Origin of the sequence: Halobacteriovorax sp. GFR8 (assembly GCF_050955245.1) — a bacterium.
Taxonomy (GTDB): Bacteria; Bdellovibrionota; Bacteriovoracia; order Bacteriovoracales; family Bacteriovoracaceae; genus Halobacteriovorax_A.
On sequence record NZ_JBPBLR010000002.1, the window covers coordinates 846,089 to 864,469 of the forward strand.

Consider the following 18,381-nt stretch of genomic DNA (forward strand, 5'->3'; position numbering starts at 1 on the left):
AAATTTAGTTTAAAATGCTTCTATGCCATATTTTGAAGATGAAGTTTTTGATACTGAAAATATTAACGAGGTCAGTGAGTTTAGAGGTAGTGAGTTTATCTGCTGTGAATTTGTTGGTGTTGATATTAGTGAACTTGATGCCTCGAGTGCAAAATTCATCGAATGTACTTTTAAAAATTGTAACTTAAGTAATTTAAAATTACTTGGGGCAAGCTTTCGTGATGTCACATTTGTTGATTCTAAATGTATTGGCCTAAACTTCAGTGACTGTAATACACTCTTCGAACTTAAGTTCAATCGTAGTATTCTTAACTATGCTTCATTTCAAGATTGCACAATCCATGGTGCTCAGTTTATCTCATCAACTCTAAGAGAAACTGATTTCACTCAAGGCTCTTTTGAGAGTAGTGATTTTTCAGATAGTGATTTACAAGGAACAAATTTTACGAGAGCAAATTTAAAGGGCTCTAAGTTCCTTAATGCACGAAATTTCTATATTGATATTGCAAATACAAATTTAAAAAACTGTAAGTTTTCGATGCCTGAAGTTCTCAATCTATTGAGTCCATTTGGTATTGAAATCGAATAATATTTTTTAAGCTAGGAAGGCAAAATGAAGAATCAAGAAAAGTTCTCTGTTAGAGTTAAGGATAAAATTCGCTCTCAGATCAATAGTGCAACGTCACCGAAGCACCTCTACTCTCAAAAAGACTTCATGTATGAGCGAAAAGGCCCTTGGCCTCAACCTTCACCAGTTCATCCGTGGGGAGAGTCGCCAGCGGTTATTCATATTCCTCTAAGAGAAACTCTCGATTGGTGGCTATTCATTGGATCTCGCTATATTGCAACTCTAGCTCTTTCTCCGTACTACTTTATCAAAGGTCTTATCTTTCCAGGCTTAAAGAAAGTAGGAAATAATGAATTTGAAGACCTCTTAAATTATTCCATGATGAGTAAGTTTTTAACAGATAAGTTAGATGAAGAAGATTGGCAGTGTTTTAGTGATTATAATAAAGACGAAAAGAACTGGTTTATTGTGGACCTCGACGCTGTTCGTGTTGTTAAGCCTTTAAAAGGAATTCATGTAAGTGCGACGAAAACACTTCTTTATAAAGAAGGAAATCGCTTTAAAGTCCAAGCGATTTATATTCAAAAAACAGAAACGGTTTTTGATTTTTCTAGGCCCTGTGACGGACTTGAGCTAGCAAAGTACTTTGTTCTTCAAGGTGGGGCCTTATGTGCAACACTTGTTGTTCATCCATTGTTACACTTTCCTTTTGATTCAATTAATGCCATTTCAAAAACATCTCTTCCAAAAGATCATATTCTCTTTAGACTTCTATCTCCTCACTTCAGATTCACTCTTCCTCTAGAGAATGCAGTTCTAAATTATAAGAGCTCTCTTTTACAAGAGAAGTGGTGGATGGTCTATGCTCCATATCCTGGAGGTCCTGAAGGCCTAAGAGATCTACTTGTTGAAGGTTACAAAGGTATTAAAGGAAATCTTTCATATCCTCCTTTTTCTTATTCCCTTAAGTCTCCATGTGTAGAAGGAAAGTATGGGATTTATTTGAGTCGCTACTATGAAGTATTTTATGAATTTGTAAAAGCTATCTTGGCGGATGTAAGTGCCGATGATTTTTGGATTAGTAAATGGGCCGATTATTGTAATCAGCATGTTAATGACTTTCCTTCAAGCGGGGAGATTTTTGAAGATGATAAATTAATTCGCGCTGTCACAACCTACCTTTTCACTGTCACAGTGGCCCATGCTACAGATCATTACAATTATGGAATTTTAGATAAGAGAAAAGTTCCTCTAAGACTAAGGCAGGCTCCACCACATAAAGATACAAAAATGATAAAGAGGTCAAAGCTTGTTAATGCTATTGATCAGATGAAGTATTACATGGCGGATAACTTATTCTTTTCACCAACAACAGTGACAAAGCTAATTAATGCTCGCTATATGTTTAAAGAACCAAAGCAAAGAAAAATTGCTGAAAATTTCAAGCAAGAGCTAATAAACTTGGATAAATCTTTAAAATCAGAGGGCATAGAGTATATGCCGCTTAATAAAATCTCGGCCAGTATCCAATTCTAATTTGCCATAATATTTGGGCAATATTTGTTGTTGCATCGCGCTTCTATAAAAGTTACTAAATTTTGGAAGCGCTTTTTTTTTTCTTTATTTTTAGGTGCTTATCTATTAAAAGTGATGAAATTATCTAAATAAAAGTTATGTTTGTGGTATTAATAAATGGTTATGAATCCAGTAAACCCAATAAATAAGATTATCAGATTTTTGGCCCTGAGGGAGTCGGATATGTCTGAGCGTGATCTATCGCAGTTGAGTCTGTATATCTATACTGTTTTCTTAACTGCACCCCTAATGTGGGGGCACTTAGTTATTGCATACTTCTTTTGTGAGAACCCTTTGCTTTTTCAAATCGGAGTTGGGGCATGTCTGATTCATTTCTTTAGTCCAATTCTTTATTACTTTTTTGGGTCCTTATCTCTTGCGCTAAATATTACAATTCTGGCCGGATTTATCCATGAATTTTCTTGGTCAATTCTAACGGGAGGATTCTTTAGTGTTTCGCCAATTTGGTTTGCAGTCCTACCTATGATTGCCGGACTTATTGGAACAAAGAGAGACCTTCTTCTTTGGTTTATTTTATCAATTGTGGCCGCAACATACTTATTCATTTTGCACTTAAATGGCATCGTTCTCCATAGCTATTTGAATGAAACAGGTGAAGTGTTAGGGCGCGTTCTGATCATGATTGGGTTTATTTTATTAAACTCTCTTTTTATGTTTGTCTATATGGTGGATCGAGATCGCTTCTACCATACTATTGTCGAAAAGAAAGAGCAGATTGATACTCTTTTAACATTAGTAGGTCACGATATTAGTAACCCTCTAACAGTGGTTAACCTTTCAGCAAAAAGACTGAGTAAGTTACTAATCACGAATGAAGACGCAGACGTTCAAAAGTGCTTAACTCGTATCAACTCGTGTACATCTGGGATAAGTAATATCTTGACCCAGATTCGTGACCTGCAATCAATTAAGCAAGGCAAAGTTGAACTTAAGTTTGAAAAAGTTTACTTAAATCAGGTTATTGAGTACTTATACCGAGTCTTTGAATCTAAGCTATATGATAAGAATATTAAATTAAAGTATGATTATGCTGCTAATAAGCATATCTATTTTATGGGGAATTCCACGGCCTTAAAATACCAAATTTTTGGAAACCTCTTATCTAATGCTATAAAATTCTCTGAAATTGGCCAGGAAATTGAAATATCTGTTGATGAAAGAAGTGATGGCGTTCAAGTCAATTTAATTGATAGGGGTGTTGGTATTGAAGAGGAATTATTGGAAGTCTTATTTGAAAATAATTCTATCCCTTCAAGAGTTGGAACAAGTGGTGAAAAGGGAACTGGTTTTGGGATGTCTATCGTTAAGACATTTGTTGAACTTAGTCATGGCACAATTTCGGTACGCTCAAAAACTAAAGAAGTATCACCTGACAATCACGGTACACAATTCTCGCTATTGTTCAAAAAGACTTTGTTTTCTTAGACCAAAGCTCCTTGCTTTTGATATAATATTTTAAAATTATAACAAAAGAGGAATTATGAGGTCGACTAACCCGACACTAAGAAATGACGTATTCAATACGGGAACTTTATCTGACGAAAGAATGTCTTTTTCTGGAGTATTTAATAAAGGGATGATTCTCTTTGCTTTAATGCTTATGACATTCATTTATACTTGGAATATAACGCTTGGAACGCTAGAGAATTCAATGCAGCCTCAAATGGGAATGTATCCAATGATTGGTGGTATTGGCGGATTTATTTTCGCTATGGTAACAATCTTTAAGCCTCGATTGGCAATGTTTACAGCTCCTGCCTATGCTCTATGTGAAGGGCTTCTTTTAGGATCTATTTCTGCTATCTATGAATTTCAATTTAGAGGAATTGTTTTTAATGCCGTGACAATTACTTTTGCGGCCTTCATCACTTTGTTCTTCCTTTATCGTTGGGGCTTCGTAAGAGCTACGGGAATGTTTAGAAAGATTATTATGACGGCAATGTTCTCTATTATGGGAATCTATCTGGTAAGCTTTATCATGTCTTTCTTTGGAGCATCTATTCCAATGATTCATGGAAATGGTCCAGTTGGAATTGGTTTCAGCCTTATTGTCGTTGGGGTTGCAGCATTTAGTTTAATTCTTGATTTTGACTTTATTGAAAAGAGCGTTGATCAAGGTGCCCCAAAACATCTTGAGTGGTATGCAGGGTTCTCTTTAATGGTGACTCTTGTATGGCTTTATATCGAAGTTCTAAGACTTCTTTCAAAATTAAATAGTCGCGATTAATTTTAAATATTCATGGACCAACTTGCTCCAAAGAGTATTTGGTCCATGATTAACTTTTTAGCTGTTAATTCACTTCCCGTATTTCCATTTGTTTCTTGAAGCATATGACGATATTCATCAAATAAATTTCTATTCTCTGGTAATTGCTGGGCCATCTCTTCTAAAATATATGCCGCTTGTGCAAATTCTTTTGCAACTACAGTATTAGATTTGCCCGCTATTTTATAGCTAGGGTAGACCTTCTTTAAATGCTCTTTGAACTCTATAAGAAGCTTAACAGTGTATTCGTTCTCGGTAGGGATATAGAGCTTTGCCCATTCTTTAATTTCTTTAATACTTGTTTGGTGAGCATAAAATTCATCCGTGCGATCGTAGTCGTATCCCCATTTTGATTTCTTAACAACAACGCCCTGGCAAACAACTTTTAAGGCATCATCTGAAAGACTTGTCACAACTATTTTTGAGACCCCTGTCACTTTCTCTGTTGATTCACTTTCCATGTCACGACAGTTGTACTGGCAACTAAAGATCACTTCCTTTGGATAAGGCGCTGCGAAGTCGTTTTGAATGTATTTCTTTGTCGCGTAATCTGCTAGACAAAAGCCTGGGCCTGGCCCAACCGCTAATATATTTAGTGAAAGGATTCCTGTGAGTAGGGATCTCATTATTTACCAGTCATTCCTTGGTAGAGCACAAACCAGATGTAAATACTAAGAACTAGAAGGACTAACTTGAAACTGATACGCCAGTAATTTAGTGGTTTTTTATTTTTCATGGGCGCGATTATATGTATCTCATCTTACTTAGGCAAACTTGTAAGTCATCGTAATTGCATTAAAAATAGTCTTTTAGTCAAGTAAGTTCACTAGGTTTCCGAAAAGTGAATGAATAATTAATCTTTATTAAGGACGTTCATGAAGTTTTTTAAGAACCCTTCTTTTATCCTAATCTTTTCCCTCTTACTTGGTGTCTTCCCACAGGTTTACTTTGTTAAAAATATTCTACCTGAAATCGACTGGCGAACACCTGCTTCAACTCAAAAGAGTGCTTATGAGATTTGGGGGGAGATGATGGAGGCCTCTGTTGGCTATAGTGCAAAAGCCACTGGGGTTTTAGGTTCTGGACGACGCTCAATCACTTGGGGTGCGGAGAAGGAAGGTTCTTCTTCATATGTCACACGAATCCTTGGGCCCAATACAAATGCATTCAACTCAGTCCTTCCTACAAGTGAATCAACTCGAATTAAATTCTTAAAAGAATTCTTTACTCGCTGGATAAATAATACTCCTGGACAGTCGATACGTGTTTGGATTGATGATAAGGGTGTTCGTCACGATCCAGTTAAAGAACTCTTTGATGAAAAGGGAAGAAATAAGGCCATGGATATTTCATTTCTAAATGGCTTCAATCCTAAAGAAGCGTCATTGGAAGAACTTGAAGAGAAGTGGCAGCAATGGGGTAGCAAGGTCAATAATAGTCCATTTAGCTATCTTTCACCGCTAACGAGAAGACAACTCTTTAAGGGAGAATTTCCGCATACTGAAGCGGAATTAAAACCCTATTATCGTATGATTCCAAATATTGGCGCTGCTCAAAAGTATATAGAAGGTATCGAATCAACCTCTGTTGGTTGGGAAGTATTATTTAAGCCGCAAAAATCTTATGGCGAATTCCAAGAAATGATTGCTTGGTTTAAAAAGACAATGGGAAGAAATGGAGAATTATTTCAGGCCCCTGGTCATCAACGAATGGTCGTTCCTATTGGGGATAACTTTAATCGTCAAAAAGCTGCAGAATTAACGAAAGCCGCTCAAGCGCTTATCGTTCTTGAGGGGATCGCTGGACGCTCTGGAATTGAAACGGCCGACTATAAAGAAATACTCGATGACTGGGAAATTTCAAATGGTATTATTGATGGAGAGGAAACTGATCGAGGACCTTTACGAGTTGATTATGAAGGTCGCTTTGTGAACGATTCGGTTTCAATTGAATTTCGATCGGGAACAAAGAATGCAAGAGTTGCTCGCTTTGTTCAGGCTTCTCTCGCTTCACGCTTTTCACGTAATGACTTTAGTGGAATTGAAAAGATTCGTTCTTGGACTCTAATAGACGATCAAACAATGCACTATGCAGAAGCTTCTGACTTAAAGCACCGCTTTGGTTTAACAATGGAGCAAGCAAAGAGGGCCGCAGACAAGCTTAATAAAGCTGCTCTTGAAGGCTATAACGTTGTCCTTTGGAATTGGTATAACGAATGTCCAATGTTTGGGAAAACAAAGAAGGCAATTCTTAAAAACTTAACTAGAGATTATCTCATTGATGTAGGAAGCCTTAGGCAGACAAACCGAGATAATCTAAGAAAGGCCATTATCTCCCTTCAAAGAGAGTGGGTTGCTTCATCAAATATCACTGAAGATATAAGAAAGTATATGATGCCTCAGAGAAGCTTTTCTGACAGAGAGAATTTTCATAAATTTAAACCAGGTACAAATATGCCAGTCGATGTAAATAAGGTCGATCTTGGGATTGAATACTCTGCAAAGTTTCCTCTTAAGTATCAAGGCGATTTTGCAATGATCGAAAATGAAAACGGTGGGTATAATCGCGAAAGGCTTATGGACGGTAAAATGTCATGGCTTCAGACCCGTGTTGATATGTCACCTGATGAGAAAGAAGCATATCTCGAAAAACTTGCAACAGATCTTCGTGACAGGTTAGGTGGTGAAGCGCAAGTCGAAAGACTTTATGAAGATGGGCATGGTCACGGTCTTGATATTGCCTTTAAAATTCGTGACTCTAAAGATCGTTCGTGGAGAGTCGAGTGGGATGGTATTGGTAGAAACTATACTCCTGCAGGAGATGTTATTATTGACTCTGTTAGGGCCGGCTCTATTGAAGTTGTCACACCAAAGTTTGAACCAAATATGGATGAGATGCAGGCCGTATTTGATACATTTCAAAAGAATAATGCTCTTCCATATATTAAAGCAGGGGGAGGTCATTTAAATATTGACCTGACTGTCTTTGATGGAAAGCCTCATGAATTTGCGCGCTTTCTTGCTGTTTTTAATGAGTATCGATCTGTCATTGCATTTATGTTTCAAGACTTAAATCGTGTTAAGAGTGCTGAACCGGTTGCTATTTCTTCTGAGTTTGCTCAAAGACTTGCTAATTGGGATGGAACTGAAACTGAACTTAAGAAAGCTCTTTATAATGAAGGATACTTTAATAAACGCGTCGGAAGAAAAGCGCGCTATACTCACTTAGATGTGTCAGCATATTTTCAAGATGTGATTCCTGAAAAATTTATTAGTGATGATTTTGATATTTCTAATCCAAAAGTGCCATGGCGCCCTGCCTTTAGAGTAAATCCAAAAATTAGAAAGGCCGAAGTTCGCCTAATGAATGCACCACGTGATGCATATGAGAGTGCACTACAGATGAAATTATTTCGGGCCATTCTAAATAAGGCCTTAAATACGACAGATGAAATTTCTGGTACGTTACAAAGCGTCAGTCATGAAGAATATCTTAAGAATCCAGCAAGACTTATTGAAGATCTTAAGAAAATGACAGATGACTTAGGACTTGAAATGCGAGAGTATCGTCCAATTATTGGCGAAGGGCTTGCGAATGTTGAGCAATACACAAGTATGAAATTCTACCGACCACTTAAAGACCAACTAGTTAATAACCCAGTTTTTGATGGTTGGGAGAAGGCGGTTAGGCCAAGAGGTAAAAATAAGGCAATCACATCCGAAGGAAGAGCTTATACTGGGCCAATCTATCCGGAAGCAATTGAGTTTCAAGAGCTTCGACTTGAGTCGGCCAAGCAAGGTGAGATTAATCGTGCTACACTTGATCCAAATTTCTATGGTGGTAAGCAATTCTCGCGTAGGACGAATTGTGTGGAGGCAATTAAAAGCTTAATTGCAAATTAATATGAAACAGAAAGTTATCTATACAACTTTAATTTTAGAGGATGCAAAGCAAGTAAGGGCGATATTAGAAGAGGCTGGTATTAAGGTAAAATCTTCTAGTGGCCACTTGAATGAGCATATCTACTTAAACTCAGCTTCGGCCCAAGAGTACTCAATTTCTGTTGAAGAATTATACTATGTGGATGCAAAGTATATTTTAGAAAAGCATGGTATCGAAGTTTTAAATATTGAAGAAAATGAGTCTAAGTCTAAAAGAGAAGTAGACTATATGCACGACTCTTTAAGGCTTGCTGTTTTTGGTATGATCTTTGTTCCAGTTATCCTTAATCTCTTATCACTTTATAAATTTGGCTTAGGTATTAAGAATAAAGAACAGTTAAAGATCTTTCGAATTACCCAAATTATTGTCTTAAATATTATAGGCTTAGCTTTTTGGAGCACCATTCTTTATAATAAATATTTCTTATCGTAGTAAGCTATATCTTTTATTTTATTTATTCCAATGAAAAGGCCATTCTTTCTTCATCAAAAGGAATCGAGGAGGGGAAATGAAGGTCCTATTTGTTTTATTATTTTCATTAATGACATTTGCAAATTCAAAAGTTTTATCAATACGTACCGTTACATTACCTGTTGATGTAAGCACAGCAAAGCTTAAGTGGACCAATCTTGGCTATGGCAGTACTTACTTTGTGAAAGTTATTGTACCTGAGCTTGCGAGTGAGACTATTATGAATCATCGTAATTTAGGCGAAGATGGGCCATGCATGTTCACATACGATACTAAAAATCTTGAAGATGTGATTGGTGACAACCCAGGTGTCGAAGATATTGATTTTGAAATAACTCTAACAAGATTTATTTCAAAGAATCCAGATGGTGAATGCCGTGTTTCTCTACAAGAGAATATTAATGCTGATATTCGCGGTTTTAAATTTACCCACACTCTTAGTCATCAAATGCCAAATAGGGTTGGTGAGGATTGTTTCTAACGAAGATCCTTGAATAAGAATTCAAGTCCATTCAATTTGATCTCGGCCAGCTCCTCAAGGAGTCTGCCGAGCTCGCCTTGAGGGAAGCCTTTTTGTGAAAACCAAACAAGATATTCGTCTGGAAGATCAATAAGAAGTCTGCCTTTGTATTTTCCAAAGGGCATGGTTGTTTGGACAAATTTTAAGAGGTGTTCTTTATTAAATGCAACTTCCATATCCACAGTATAATGGATTACTCGTTGACTGGCCCCTATAAACTCTGCTAAAAATGACGAATGGCAGAATTTACGCAATTGGGTTTATCCCAAACTATTGAAGATGCTCTTTCCAAGAAGGGTTATACAAAACCAACTCAAATTCAAGCAGAGGGAGTCCCTGCTGTTTTACAGGGCAAGGATCTTCTTGCGATCTCTCAGACGGGAAGTGGTAAAACAGCTGCATTTTCAACGCCAATACTCGATTTAATCTCTAAGAGTAAATCAAAGTTAAAACCGTACCATATACGATCTCTTGTCATTGCCCCAACTCGCGAGCTTGCGATGCAAGTAGAAGAAAGCTTTAAAGAGTATGGTAAGGGCCTTGCTCTTTCAACTCTTGCTGTCTATGGAGGTAGTGCCAAGAAGCTTCAAGTTCAAAAACTTGCTAAAGGCGTACAAATATTAGTTGCTACACCAGGACGATTAGTTGATCTTATTCAAGATGAGAAGATCTTTCTTGATGAGGTCACACATTTAGTTCTTGATGAAGCAGATCGCATGTTAGATATGGGCTTTAAAGATGATTTGGAGTTTGTTTTAAATAAGATTCCAGAACAAAAACAATGTCTTTTCTTTTCTGCAACAATGCCAAGGGAAGTAGAAGGGATTGCTAATAAGCTTTTAAAAAGTCCTCATAAGATTGAAATCGCTCCTGTTAAGGCTAGGCATGAGGGGATTCGTCAGATGGCCTACCTTGTGGAAGAAGAGAAGAAGGCCGACTTTCTTTTAAAGTTTTTAAAAGATCGCAATATTAAAAGTATTATTGTCTTTGTGAAGACTAAGTCTCAGGCCAATAAATTAGAAAGACACTTAAAAGCAAATCATATTAAGGCCTGTGCTATTCACTCTGATCGTGATCAGCGCCAACGTATTTATAATTTAAAAGAATTCCAAAAGGGGAATATGCATGTTCTTGTGGCCACTGATATTGCAGCTCGTGGGCTCGATATTGACGGTGTGGGATATGTCCTAAACTTTAACCTCCCACAGCAGATTGAGAACTACACTCACAGAATTGGCCGAACTGGACGAGGGGGAAGAAGAGGGATTGCCATCTCTTATATTTCACCAAATGAAGAAAATTATTTTAAAAGAATTCAAAAAGAACTTGGACTTGATATCCATATAAAAGGGCCTACTAAGTAGGCCCTTCTTTTTAGCATTTATTTTTCGATATTTGCACCAACAACAGCTGCCATTTGCATCATGTTGATTGTTTCACCTTCCTTCATGTTACGAAGGTCAGTTACTTTTCCAGACTTAGACGTCGAATTAGTGTGCTTAAAGATTGAAAGTAGAGTTGCGTCAGCTACGATAAACTTACCAGCATTCTCTGGCTTTCCATTTTCAGTCTTAGTTTGAAGACCTTTTTCTTTAATATAATCCCACAGTCTTTTAGTGATTTCAGTTCTTGGTAGTTCTGTCTCACCAAGCATTGCTGCTAAGTCTGCTTTTAGTTTTACTGGTTTCTTTAATCCTTTTTCTTCACTCATAATTTAATCCTTTAATTAGTGTCTCTAATAATTGTTTAGGAAAAGACTTTCTTTGTACAGAGAAAATCAATTACCCATCGAGTCGATCATCTGCAATATGAGTATTTAAATCCTCAATTACTGATAATTCAACTATATTTGATGCTTTATCTAGTAATACTAGACAGTCTTTACTTAAATTAAGAAGGTGTAACTTCTTACCTTGTTGCGCGTAGCGTTCGGTAATATTTTGTAGGGCCTCAATTCCTGAGTGATCCCAAACACGTGAATTATCAAAGTCGATATACACGTGCTCCTTATCTTCTTTAAAGTCAAAAAGGTCTTTAAATGAAGTTACTGAACCAAAAAATAGCGGACCATCTAATTCATAAATAGTCTTATCGTCTTCATCTTTCTTCTTTGCATGCATTGTCTTTCCATGCTCCCATGCAAATACTAGGGCCGAAACAATAATTCCGACAAGAACAGCAATCGCTAGGTCAGCTAGAATTGTTACGACTGAAACAAGGATAATTACTAGGAAGTCCGAAAGTGGAATTCTCTTAAATAGACGTAAGCTTGACCATTCAAAAGTCCCGATAACAACCATAAACATAACACCAACAAGGGCACCTAGTGGAATCATTTCAATTAATGGCGCACCAAAAAGAACGAAGCCTAGAAGTAGGATTGCTGCTGTAACACCCGAGAAGCGTCCACGTCCACCACCGCGAATATTAATCATTGATTGACCAATCATGGCACAACCACCCATACCACCAAAGAAGCCATTAACCATATTGGCAAGCCCTTGACCAACACATTCACGATTTCCTTGTCCACGAGTATCAGTTAGTTCATCAACTAGTTGAAGTGTCATAAGAGATTCAATTAGACCAACGGCGGCTGCTAAAAGAGCGTATGGAAAGATAAGTTTTAAGTTATCCATTGTTAATTCAACAAAAGGAATTTTAAATGTTGGAAGACCTGCTGCAATTGTTGTGATTGTCTTATCTTGGTCTTGTACAAAATCAAGTACTGTTCTAACCAGTCCTGGATTTGCTTCATTCAATAGGTACCCAATAACAGTAGAAGCTACGATTCCTACAAGGGTTGCTGGAACAGCTTTTGTAAGCTTTGGAAGGAAGACACTGATTCCCATTGTTAGAGCAATCAGTCCACACATAACTAAGAGTTGAGCTGAAGGAAGAAGCTCTCCGCCAACAGTGAATTGCGAAAATTGTGCACGGAAAATAATGATGGCAAGACCATTAACAAATCCAAGCATTACTGGGTGGGGAACAAGGCGAATAAACTTACCAAGCTTAAGTAGCCCAAATACTATTTGAATTAGGCCCATGATGATAACAGCAGCAAAAAGGTAGCTAAGTGCATTGTCCATGGCCGCATCAAAAGTCATCCCACTGTCTTTGCTCATTTCCATTACTTTATATACAAGTGGCGCAAAGATAACTGCTACAGCTCCTGTTGCACCAGAGATCATTCCTGGGCGCCCTCCAAAGATTGCCGTGATAAGTCCCATCATGAAGGCCGCATAAAGACCAACCTTTGGGTGAACACCTGCAACAAAGGCAAATGCAATTGCTTCAGGAACAAGTGCTAAAGCAACAGTTAACCCTGAAAGGAAATCATTTTTTAAGTTTTCTGGTTTCTTGATCGTTAGATCAATAAAACGGTTTTTTAGTGAAGCACTCACATCTTCACTATGCTTGATTTTATCAGCTGACATGTCTCTCTTCCTATTTAAGTGTAAGCCTAAATACTATAGTATTTGACGCAACATTTAAAGGCTTTGTTCATTAAATCAAATTATCTTTTCGTTAAAGTTACAATAAAAATTATTATTTACGGCGAATTGACCAATTCTCCACAAACTTTACGCTGCTAAATTCCATAATAAGCCTGTGGTAATCACACAACTACTACATGGAGACTTTCTTATGAAAACATTTATTGTAAACGAAATTAATCCAATGAGCTTTTCCCAGATAAAAGTAAATCGCCCTAAGGCAAAGGGAAGAGATCTTCTCATCCAAGTGAAGGCGGTCTCGGTCGGAACTTATGATAATGAGATGAGACCAACTCATATGGGCAAGACTCTCGGCTTTGATGCTTCTGGTGTTGTTTCGGAAGTAGGTGAAGGGGTTCAAGATTTCAAAGTGGGTGATGAGGTTTACTACACAAGTGATATGAAAAGAAGTGGAACTAATTCAGAATTTCAAATTGTGGATGAAAGACTTGTTTCCCTTAAGCCTGAGAACTTAGATTTCTCCCAAGCTGCAACTCTACCGCTTGCTTCGATTATGGCCTTTGATAGTTTATTTGATAAATTACAAATTGATCCTGAAAAGAGTCGCGGGCAAACAATTTTAATTATCGATGGAGCAAATAGCATTGGTGCCATGGCAACCCAATTGGCCAGTAAACTGACTAATTTAAAAATTGTTACAACGGCAGGTGATGCAAAGTCTAAGGAGTTCTCAAAGAAGATGGGGGCGGATATTACCATTAATGGCACCCTTCCAATTGCTGCTCAATTGAAGAGAGTAGGTGTTGATAAAGTCGATTATATTATTTGTGCAAGTACACCAAATCAATATATCCGTAGGCTAAGGGCCATCGTTAATGAGAAAACTCGTATGGTATCTCTTTTTACTGTTCGTGATGAATTTTTTCCTAACGACTTTATTTCGGCCTTGCCAAATATTGAACAAGAATTTGTCCTCGTGTCATCCTCCGGGATTATAGATCAGGAGGACTATGGAAATTATTTAAGAGAAGTCACTCTTTTGGTTGAAGCCGGTGCTCTTATTCCTCTTGTTGGTATGGATCTGGGAAAGATTTCAGTTGAGACTCTTGAGCAGGGCCATAGTCTGATTAACCAAAGGCATATCATAGGTAATATTAGCTTAAGTTTTTAAACTTCATCAAAACTCCTCCAGGTTTTGTCCGGCCTTTATAAAGGGGGCCGGTTTTTTTCAAATAGACTTCGATGTGTTTTCCTTTATAATAAATCTTATGGAAAATAAAATTGAAGTATCAGACAAAGTTAAGCAGGCATATGAAATTGCAGTTAAGGCACGCTCAAATGCTCATGCTCCATATTCAAAATTTCAAGTAGGCTCGGCACTAAAGATTAGTGGTGTCGAAGACCCAATCCCTGGCTGTAATGTTGAAAATGCAAGTTATGGTGGAACAATTTGTGCTGAAAGGGGAAGTGTCCTTTCAAGTGTGGCACAATTTGGTAAAAAGGATTTTGAATTTATCGTGGTTGTGACAGACCAAGAAGATCCGGCCGTTCCATGCGCATTCTGTCTTCAGGTTATGTCAGAATTTGTAAAAGCAGACTTTCCAGTTTACTTGGGCAACCTAAAAGGGATTACGAAAAAAGTTCTCTTTAAAGAACTTCTTCCGCATCCATTTACTGAATTTTCTGTTTAATTTTAGCTGCGAGAAAAAACGCTTTTCGTATGGGCACTATAGATTTCAAGATCGTTGAGATCCTTTAGTTGCCCGATAAGCTTTTTGTCGTCACTATCGCTAAGTTCTGTTTCTAAAATTGTGAAGAAGCCCTGGCGATCAGTTGCTTCAAATGATGCCTTTTGAACCACGCGGTAAAGGTCTTCTCTTGTATTATTTGAAACCTCAATTAACTTATGAAGAACGAAGCTTGAAAGGTGCTTAAAGTTTTGAGTGACTTTCGCTTTCATTGCTTCCTTGTCAATGACAAGGTCTTCGACAGTACTACTCATGCGCTCAATTGAGTAGAGTAGGATTCCAAACATGTCTGGAAGAAAGAATCTTTCCGCACTTGAGTGACTAATATCTCTTTCGTGCCAAAGAAGACAATTATCCATTGCCACTTGATTATATGTTCTTAGCATCCTTGCCATACCCGTTAGGTTCTCGCTTGAGATTGGATTCTTTTTGTGCGGCATTGTCGAAGATCCTTTTTGGCCCTTCTTAAAGCCTTCGAAAACTTCTGCAACGTCAGAGTGTTGAAGATGGCGAATCTCGACACATAGCCTTTCTAAGGCACATCCAAAAAGGGCGATGATATTAGTTAATTTTGCAATTCGATCACGGGGGACGACTTGAGTAGAGATAGGTTCTACTTTTAGGCCAAGAAAATTTAAAACTTCTTCTTCAATCTCTGGAGTTAGGATTGTGTAGTTACCAACTGCTCCAGACATTTGACCAGTTAATTCATTCTCATAAAAGTCTTTAAGATCACCGTAGCGTCTTTTAAACTCACATAGGTGTCCTCTGAGTTTTTGTCCAAAACTCATTGGCTCGGCAAAGATTCCATGTGAGCGTCCAATACAAATCGTATCGATATGTTCTTGAGATTTTTTATCGAGAGTATTTAAAAGATTATCAAAAGCAGGAAGGATACGATTAAGTGTTTCCTTGATTTGAAGTGTAAGGGCCGTATCGATGATGTCAGATGATGTAACACCATAGTGAAAGTATTTACCTTCATTTGTTTCTAACTGCTCTGTAATTGACGTACAAAAAGCGATAACATCATGTCTTGTTTCTTTTTCAATCTCTTTGATTCGTTCAGGGTTAACTGTGACAAGATTAAGCTTGTTAGAGAACGCTTCTTTGATAATACCTGCATTCTCAAGAGCTTTTGTTAAAGAGTGTTCGACTTCGAGAAATTTCTCAAACTTAAATTGCTCGCTCCAGATTTCACTAATCTCTTTCTTTTCGTACCTTTCAATCATAATTTATCCAATTCTTTTAAAAAATAAAACCTACTCCAAGCTGAGCACTTACCCAACTTGCTGATGCCTCTTGAGTAATTGTGTCATCAGAACTCTTTAGGGCCATCAGGTTATAAATTAGCCTTGCTGAAAAATGAAGACCACTGCTAGCACGATAAATTAAACCATAGCCAGCATTAAACCCAAGTCCTGATAACTCTGTTCCAAATGCTTCAGAGTCAGTCATATTATAGGTAACATGGGCATGAATTTCATCGTAAATAGACTTAATATTAATGAAGTCATTTACTAAAATTGAGCGCCTACTTAGTCCTAGGCCACCAGTATAAACACTTAGGCTGGCATCGAGGTTGTCAAATTCAGTTACGCTTGCCACATCAAGAGTGTTTAGGGCACCGTAAAGACTTAGAGAGTACCTGTCACTATAGAAAGTAAGTGTTCCACTTATTGTATTTGTCGAAGCAAATTCACTTAAGTTGGTAATTCCACCATAATTAAATTCTAGCGAAAAATTATCGTCCTTAATATTGTAGCGAGAAGTCTCGTAGCCATAGTCTTCATCCACGACATTGATATCTTCAAAACTTGTTAAGTCTTGTGCATATACAGTGGAGCTTAAAGCTAATAGTAGAGTAGAGATTAAACTTAACTTTTTCATTAACGTCCTCCTCCTTTAATAATCGCCTTATCAAAAGCCTGGTCAGGGAGATTCTCGATACCGACAATTTGAGCAAGTTCAACTCTTTTTGCTAGGTATTGAAATTTTATAATAGACTCTCTCGTTAGTGAGTCAAAATAGTCCTGCATGGCCAGCTGATATTCTAAGTAGCGCGTCTTGCGGTTTGTATACTGATACAGGGCCGTCTCCATTCTCTTTTTCAATGAATCATTTCGAGACTTGATAATATTAAGTTGCTCAACTGAAGAGTTTAGGAAGTTGAAAATATTGACAATAGCTTCTTCAACTTTTCTTCTTGTTAGGCTTAGGTCGTACATGGCCTTTTCTTTTTCGAGTCTTGCATTTGCAAGTTTACGACGATTGAAAAGCCCTCCATCCCCAAATAGTGTCCAGCTAGCGTTTAAGCTTGCCACGAGGTCAATATTAGAGTTACCCGGTGAAGTTGTGTAGTAGTCGTTTGTCACAGAACTACCATCAAAGATTTGAGAATACGTTCCAAAGTTCACAGTGATCTTTGGTAGAGGAAGATTGTCTCTTACCGCAATTTCGTACTCACGATTTTTAATATTTCTTTCGACCTTCTTATCAAGAATGAAAGGAGAGACTTTTCTTGCTGTCGCAATCGCATTGTCTCTACTATAAGTTGATTTCTCGTATTGATAATCATCTTTGATAAAGTAGAGTGTTCCTGGAGGATCATTTAGGCGCTTTGCCATGTCTTCAGAAGCAATATTTTCATTAGTCTTTGCATTTGTGTAAGCTTCCTGCGCTCTAAGGTACTCAGCACGTGACTGATAATATTCGTGTTTTGTGACCTTCTTTTGGAGAACTTTTTCACGATTCATACGATACACAAGAGTTGCTCTTTGTAGGTATTGGCGAGCAATGATCTTCAAGTCCTTTGCATGAATAAGCTTTACATATTCGCGAACAAGTTCTTGCTTAAATTCACGAAGTGTTTCCTTGTCGCGATCTATTTGGCGCTCAAGTGATTCCTTTTCATTCTTATAATTTAAGTAATCCTTGCCCCAGTTAAATAGAGTATATTCTCCTAACTCTAGACCAACGCTTCCACTTGCGGAGCGAGATGTACGAGATAGGTCGTTACTTCCACTTTTAAGGGTACCAATTCGTTGTGGATTTAACTGAAAGTTAATCTTAGGATTTGGTGTCCAGAATTCTTCTTTTGTATCCTTAAGACGATTCTTAAGGATCTCAATATTCTTGCGACGAATGATATTGTCTTGATAGCTTCGCATTCCTTGTTCGATGACTGTTCCGATATCAAGTGGGCGATAAGCACTCTCGTCAACTCTATCTTCGCTGGCCTCTTGAATGAAGATCTCAGGAGATTGTTCTAATGCATATGAAAAGGTTGATAGAAATAGGTAGGCGCAAACAAAGCCTATTGTTTTAGTCATAAATGAAGTCCCTCTCGTTTAGCTAATGCTAATATTGTGCTTCTGCTAAAATTATGACTTGCGTGATATGAGATGGCAACTTTTGCTAAATGGGAATTCTAGAGGGTTAGCCCCGGGCAGCCACGACGAACAATTTGTTCTTCGAGTTTGATAACTTTTAGATTTGTAATCTTTAGTTCTTGAATGACGCGGTATTGATTATCTCTTAGTTTAGAGGAGATCGACTTTTTATTCTCAGGTGTCGACTTTAAAAGATTTTTATTTCGATCGAGTAAGAAGAGAAGTCTTTGTCGGTGTTCAACTTTTTCTTGTCGTTGGTTCATCAAAGAGTCACATCGTCGGGAAATACTTGGGTCAGTAATGATAGAATCTGAAATAGTTTGCGCATTAAGTCTATGCTCAATTAAGGCCGTATAAATAAAAACAATGGCACTGAGTGTTAAGGCGAAGTATTTCATAGATTTATGATATCACACT

General features: G+C 37.5%; 18 protein-coding genes. 10 read left to right on the forward strand and 8 right to left on the reverse strand.

Going from position 1 to position 18,381, the window contains the following annotated elements; all coding sequences use genetic code 11:
- Positions 1-22: 22 nt before the first annotated feature.
- The 4 genes from ACRXC1_RS04645 to ACRXC1_RS04660 all read left to right on the forward strand — a co-directional run bounded on the left by ACRXC1_RS04645 (position 23) and on the right by ACRXC1_RS04660 (position 4,391).
- Positions 23-589 (forward strand): pentapeptide repeat-containing protein, encoded by a 567-nt coding sequence (locus ACRXC1_RS04645; protein WP_433656895.1) that lies wholly within the window; start codon positions 23-25, stop codon positions 587-589.
- A gap of 24 nt (positions 590-613) precedes the next feature.
- Positions 614-2,104 (forward strand): hypothetical protein, encoded by a 1,491-nt coding sequence (locus tag ACRXC1_RS04650; protein WP_433656897.1) that lies wholly within the window; start codon positions 614-616, stop codon positions 2,102-2,104.
- Between the two features lie 222 nt (positions 2,105-2,326).
- The gene (locus ACRXC1_RS04655; protein ID WP_433656899.1) at positions 2,327-3,589 is read left to right on the forward strand and encodes a sensor histidine kinase; all 1,263 of its coding nucleotides are present in this window, start codon (positions 2,327-2,329) and stop codon (positions 3,587-3,589) included.
- A gap of 55 nt (positions 3,590-3,644) precedes the next feature.
- Entirely contained in the window at positions 3,645-4,391 is a 747-nt protein-coding gene (locus ACRXC1_RS04660) for a Bax inhibitor-1/YccA family protein (RefSeq protein ID WP_433656901.1), read from the forward strand.
- A 2-nt stretch (positions 4,392-4,393) separates the two neighbouring features.
- Here the strand turns inward: ACRXC1_RS04660 and ACRXC1_RS04665 are convergent, their stop codons facing one another.
- The gene (locus tag ACRXC1_RS04665; protein ID WP_433656903.1) at positions 4,394-5,056 is read right to left on the reverse strand and encodes a hypothetical protein; all 663 of its coding nucleotides are present in this window, start codon (positions 5,054-5,056) and stop codon (positions 4,394-4,396) included.
- Positions 5,057-5,305: 249 nt separating this feature from the next.
- On the opposite strand from ACRXC1_RS04665, the gene ACRXC1_RS04670 reads away from it, so the two are divergent.
- From ACRXC1_RS04670 to ACRXC1_RS04680, 3 genes are all read left to right on the forward strand, one after another.
- Positions 5,306-8,332, forward strand: a complete 3,027-nt coding sequence (locus ACRXC1_RS04670) for a hypothetical protein (RefSeq protein ID WP_433656905.1) — start codon at positions 5,306-5,308, stop codon at positions 8,330-8,332.
- A 1-nt stretch (position 8,333) separates the two neighbouring features.
- Positions 8,334-8,804, forward strand: a complete 471-nt coding sequence (locus tag ACRXC1_RS04675; protein ID WP_433656907.1) for a hypothetical protein — start codon at positions 8,334-8,336, stop codon at positions 8,802-8,804.
- A 76-nt stretch (positions 8,805-8,880) separates the two neighbouring features.
- Positions 8,881-9,324 (forward strand): hypothetical protein, encoded by a 444-nt coding sequence (locus tag ACRXC1_RS04680; RefSeq protein ID WP_433656909.1) that lies wholly within the window; start codon positions 8,881-8,883, stop codon positions 9,322-9,324.
- Here ACRXC1_RS04680 and ACRXC1_RS04685 read toward each other — a convergent pair.
- Complete coding sequence (locus tag ACRXC1_RS04685; RefSeq protein WP_433656911.1) at positions 9,321-9,539, reverse strand: DUF3820 family protein; 219 nt, start codon at positions 9,537-9,539, stop codon at positions 9,321-9,323. The genes ACRXC1_RS04680 and ACRXC1_RS04685 overlap by 4 nt on opposite strands.
- 60 nt (positions 9,540-9,599) lie before the next feature.
- On the opposite strand from ACRXC1_RS04685, the gene ACRXC1_RS04690 reads away from it, so the two are divergent.
- A complete protein-coding gene (locus ACRXC1_RS04690; protein ID WP_433656913.1) occupies positions 9,600-10,727 on the forward strand; it encodes a DEAD/DEAH box helicase in 1,128 nt (375 codons plus the stop codon).
- A gap of 17 nt (positions 10,728-10,744) precedes the next feature.
- On the opposite strand, the gene ACRXC1_RS04695 is transcribed toward ACRXC1_RS04690, so the two are convergent.
- Both ACRXC1_RS04695 and ACRXC1_RS04700 read right to left on the reverse strand, forming a co-directional pair.
- The gene (locus ACRXC1_RS04695) at positions 10,745-11,074 is read right to left on the reverse strand and encodes an SWIB/MDM2 domain-containing protein (protein ID WP_392856538.1); all 330 of its coding nucleotides are present in this window, start codon (positions 11,072-11,074) and stop codon (positions 10,745-10,747) included.
- 70 nt (positions 11,075-11,144) lie between these two features.
- Positions 11,145-12,803 carry a SulP family inorganic anion transporter gene (locus ACRXC1_RS04700; RefSeq protein WP_392907181.1) on the reverse strand — a complete coding sequence of 553 codons (1,659 nt, stop codon included), beginning with the start codon at positions 12,801-12,803 and terminating at the stop codon, positions 11,145-11,147.
- 211 nt (positions 12,804-13,014) lie between these two features.
- Here ACRXC1_RS04700 and ACRXC1_RS04705 point away from each other — a divergent pair, with 211 nt between their 5' ends.
- Both ACRXC1_RS04705 and cdd read left to right on the forward strand, forming a co-directional pair.
- Positions 13,015-13,995, forward strand: a complete 981-nt coding sequence (locus ACRXC1_RS04705) for an alcohol dehydrogenase catalytic domain-containing protein (RefSeq protein WP_433656916.1) — start codon at positions 13,015-13,017, stop codon at positions 13,993-13,995.
- A gap of 97 nt (positions 13,996-14,092) precedes the next feature.
- A complete protein-coding gene (gene cdd, locus ACRXC1_RS04710) occupies positions 14,093-14,515 on the forward strand; it encodes a cytidine deaminase (RefSeq protein ID WP_392907183.1) in 423 nt (140 codons plus the stop codon).
- 2 nt (positions 14,516-14,517) lie between these two features.
- Here cdd and purB read toward each other — a convergent pair whose 3' ends face one another.
- From purB to ACRXC1_RS04730, 4 genes are all read right to left on the reverse strand, one after another.
- The gene (purB, locus tag ACRXC1_RS04715) at positions 14,518-15,804 is read right to left on the reverse strand and encodes an adenylosuccinate lyase (RefSeq protein ID WP_433656918.1); all 1,287 of its coding nucleotides are present in this window, start codon (positions 15,802-15,804) and stop codon (positions 14,518-14,520) included.
- 16 nt (positions 15,805-15,820) lie between these two features.
- Complete coding sequence (locus ACRXC1_RS04720) at positions 15,821-16,462, reverse strand: hypothetical protein (protein ID WP_393061333.1); 642 nt, start codon at positions 16,460-16,462, stop codon at positions 15,821-15,823.
- Positions 16,462-17,904, reverse strand: coding sequence for a TolC family protein (locus tag ACRXC1_RS04725; protein WP_392907190.1), 1,443 nt, complete (start codon positions 17,902-17,904; stop codon positions 16,462-16,464). The genes ACRXC1_RS04720 and ACRXC1_RS04725 overlap by 1 nt, the downstream gene beginning before the upstream one ends.
- A gap of 98 nt (positions 17,905-18,002) precedes the next feature.
- Positions 18,003-18,362, reverse strand: a complete 360-nt coding sequence (locus ACRXC1_RS04730; protein WP_392907192.1) for a hypothetical protein — start codon at positions 18,360-18,362, stop codon at positions 18,003-18,005.
- Positions 18,363-18,381 lie beyond the last annotated feature (19 nt).

Coding starts and splice junctions, on each gene's coding strand:
- ACRXC1_RS04730 (WP_392907192.1), bottom strand. CDS start 18,362: ATGAAATACTTCGCCTTAACACTCAGTGCCATTGTTTTTATTTATACG.
- purB (WP_433656918.1), bottom strand. CDS start 15,804: ATGATTGAAAGGTACGAAAAGAAAGAGATTAGTGAAATCTGGAGCGAG.
- ACRXC1_RS04675 (WP_433656907.1), top strand. CDS start 8,334: ATGAAACAGAAAGTTATCTATACAACTTTAATTTTAGAGGATGCAAAG.
- ACRXC1_RS04650 (WP_433656897.1), top strand. CDS start 614: ATGAAGAATCAAGAAAAGTTCTCTGTTAGAGTTAAGGATAAAATTCGC.
- ACRXC1_RS04695 (WP_392856538.1), bottom strand. CDS start 11,074: ATGAGTGAAGAAAAAGGATTAAAGAAACCAGTAAAACTAAAAGCAGAC.
- ACRXC1_RS04680 (WP_433656909.1), top strand. CDS start 8,881: ATGAAGGTCCTATTTGTTTTATTATTTTCATTAATGACATTTGCAAAT.
- ACRXC1_RS04720 (WP_393061333.1), bottom strand. CDS start 16,462: ATGAAAAAGTTAAGTTTAATCTCTACTCTACTATTAGCTTTAAGCTCC.
- ACRXC1_RS04645 (WP_433656895.1), top strand. CDS start 23: ATGCCATATTTTGAAGATGAAGTTTTTGATACTGAAAATATTAACGAG.
- ACRXC1_RS04725 (WP_392907190.1), bottom strand. CDS start 17,904: ATGACTAAAACAATAGGCTTTGTTTGCGCCTACCTATTTCTATCAACC.
- ACRXC1_RS04705 (WP_433656916.1), top strand. CDS start 13,015: ATGAAAACATTTATTGTAAACGAAATTAATCCAATGAGCTTTTCCCAG.
- ACRXC1_RS04670 (WP_433656905.1), top strand. CDS start 5,306: ATGAAGTTTTTTAAGAACCCTTCTTTTATCCTAATCTTTTCCCTCTTA.
- cdd (WP_392907183.1), top strand. CDS start 14,093: ATGGAAAATAAAATTGAAGTATCAGACAAAGTTAAGCAGGCATATGAA.
- ACRXC1_RS04665 (WP_433656903.1), bottom strand. CDS start 5,056: ATGAGATCCCTACTCACAGGAATCCTTTCACTAAATATATTAGCGGTT.
- ACRXC1_RS04690 (WP_433656913.1), top strand. CDS start 9,600: ATGGCAGAATTTACGCAATTGGGTTTATCCCAAACTATTGAAGATGCT.
- ACRXC1_RS04700 (WP_392907181.1), bottom strand. CDS start 12,803: ATGTCAGCTGATAAAATCAAGCATAGTGAAGATGTGAGTGCTTCACTA.
- ACRXC1_RS04655 (WP_433656899.1), top strand. CDS start 2,327: ATGTCTGAGCGTGATCTATCGCAGTTGAGTCTGTATATCTATACTGTT.
- ACRXC1_RS04685 (WP_433656911.1), bottom strand. CDS start 9,539: ATGGAAGTTGCATTTAATAAAGAACACCTCTTAAAATTTGTCCAAACA.
- ACRXC1_RS04660 (WP_433656901.1), top strand. CDS start 3,645: ATGAGGTCGACTAACCCGACACTAAGAAATGACGTATTCAATACGGGA.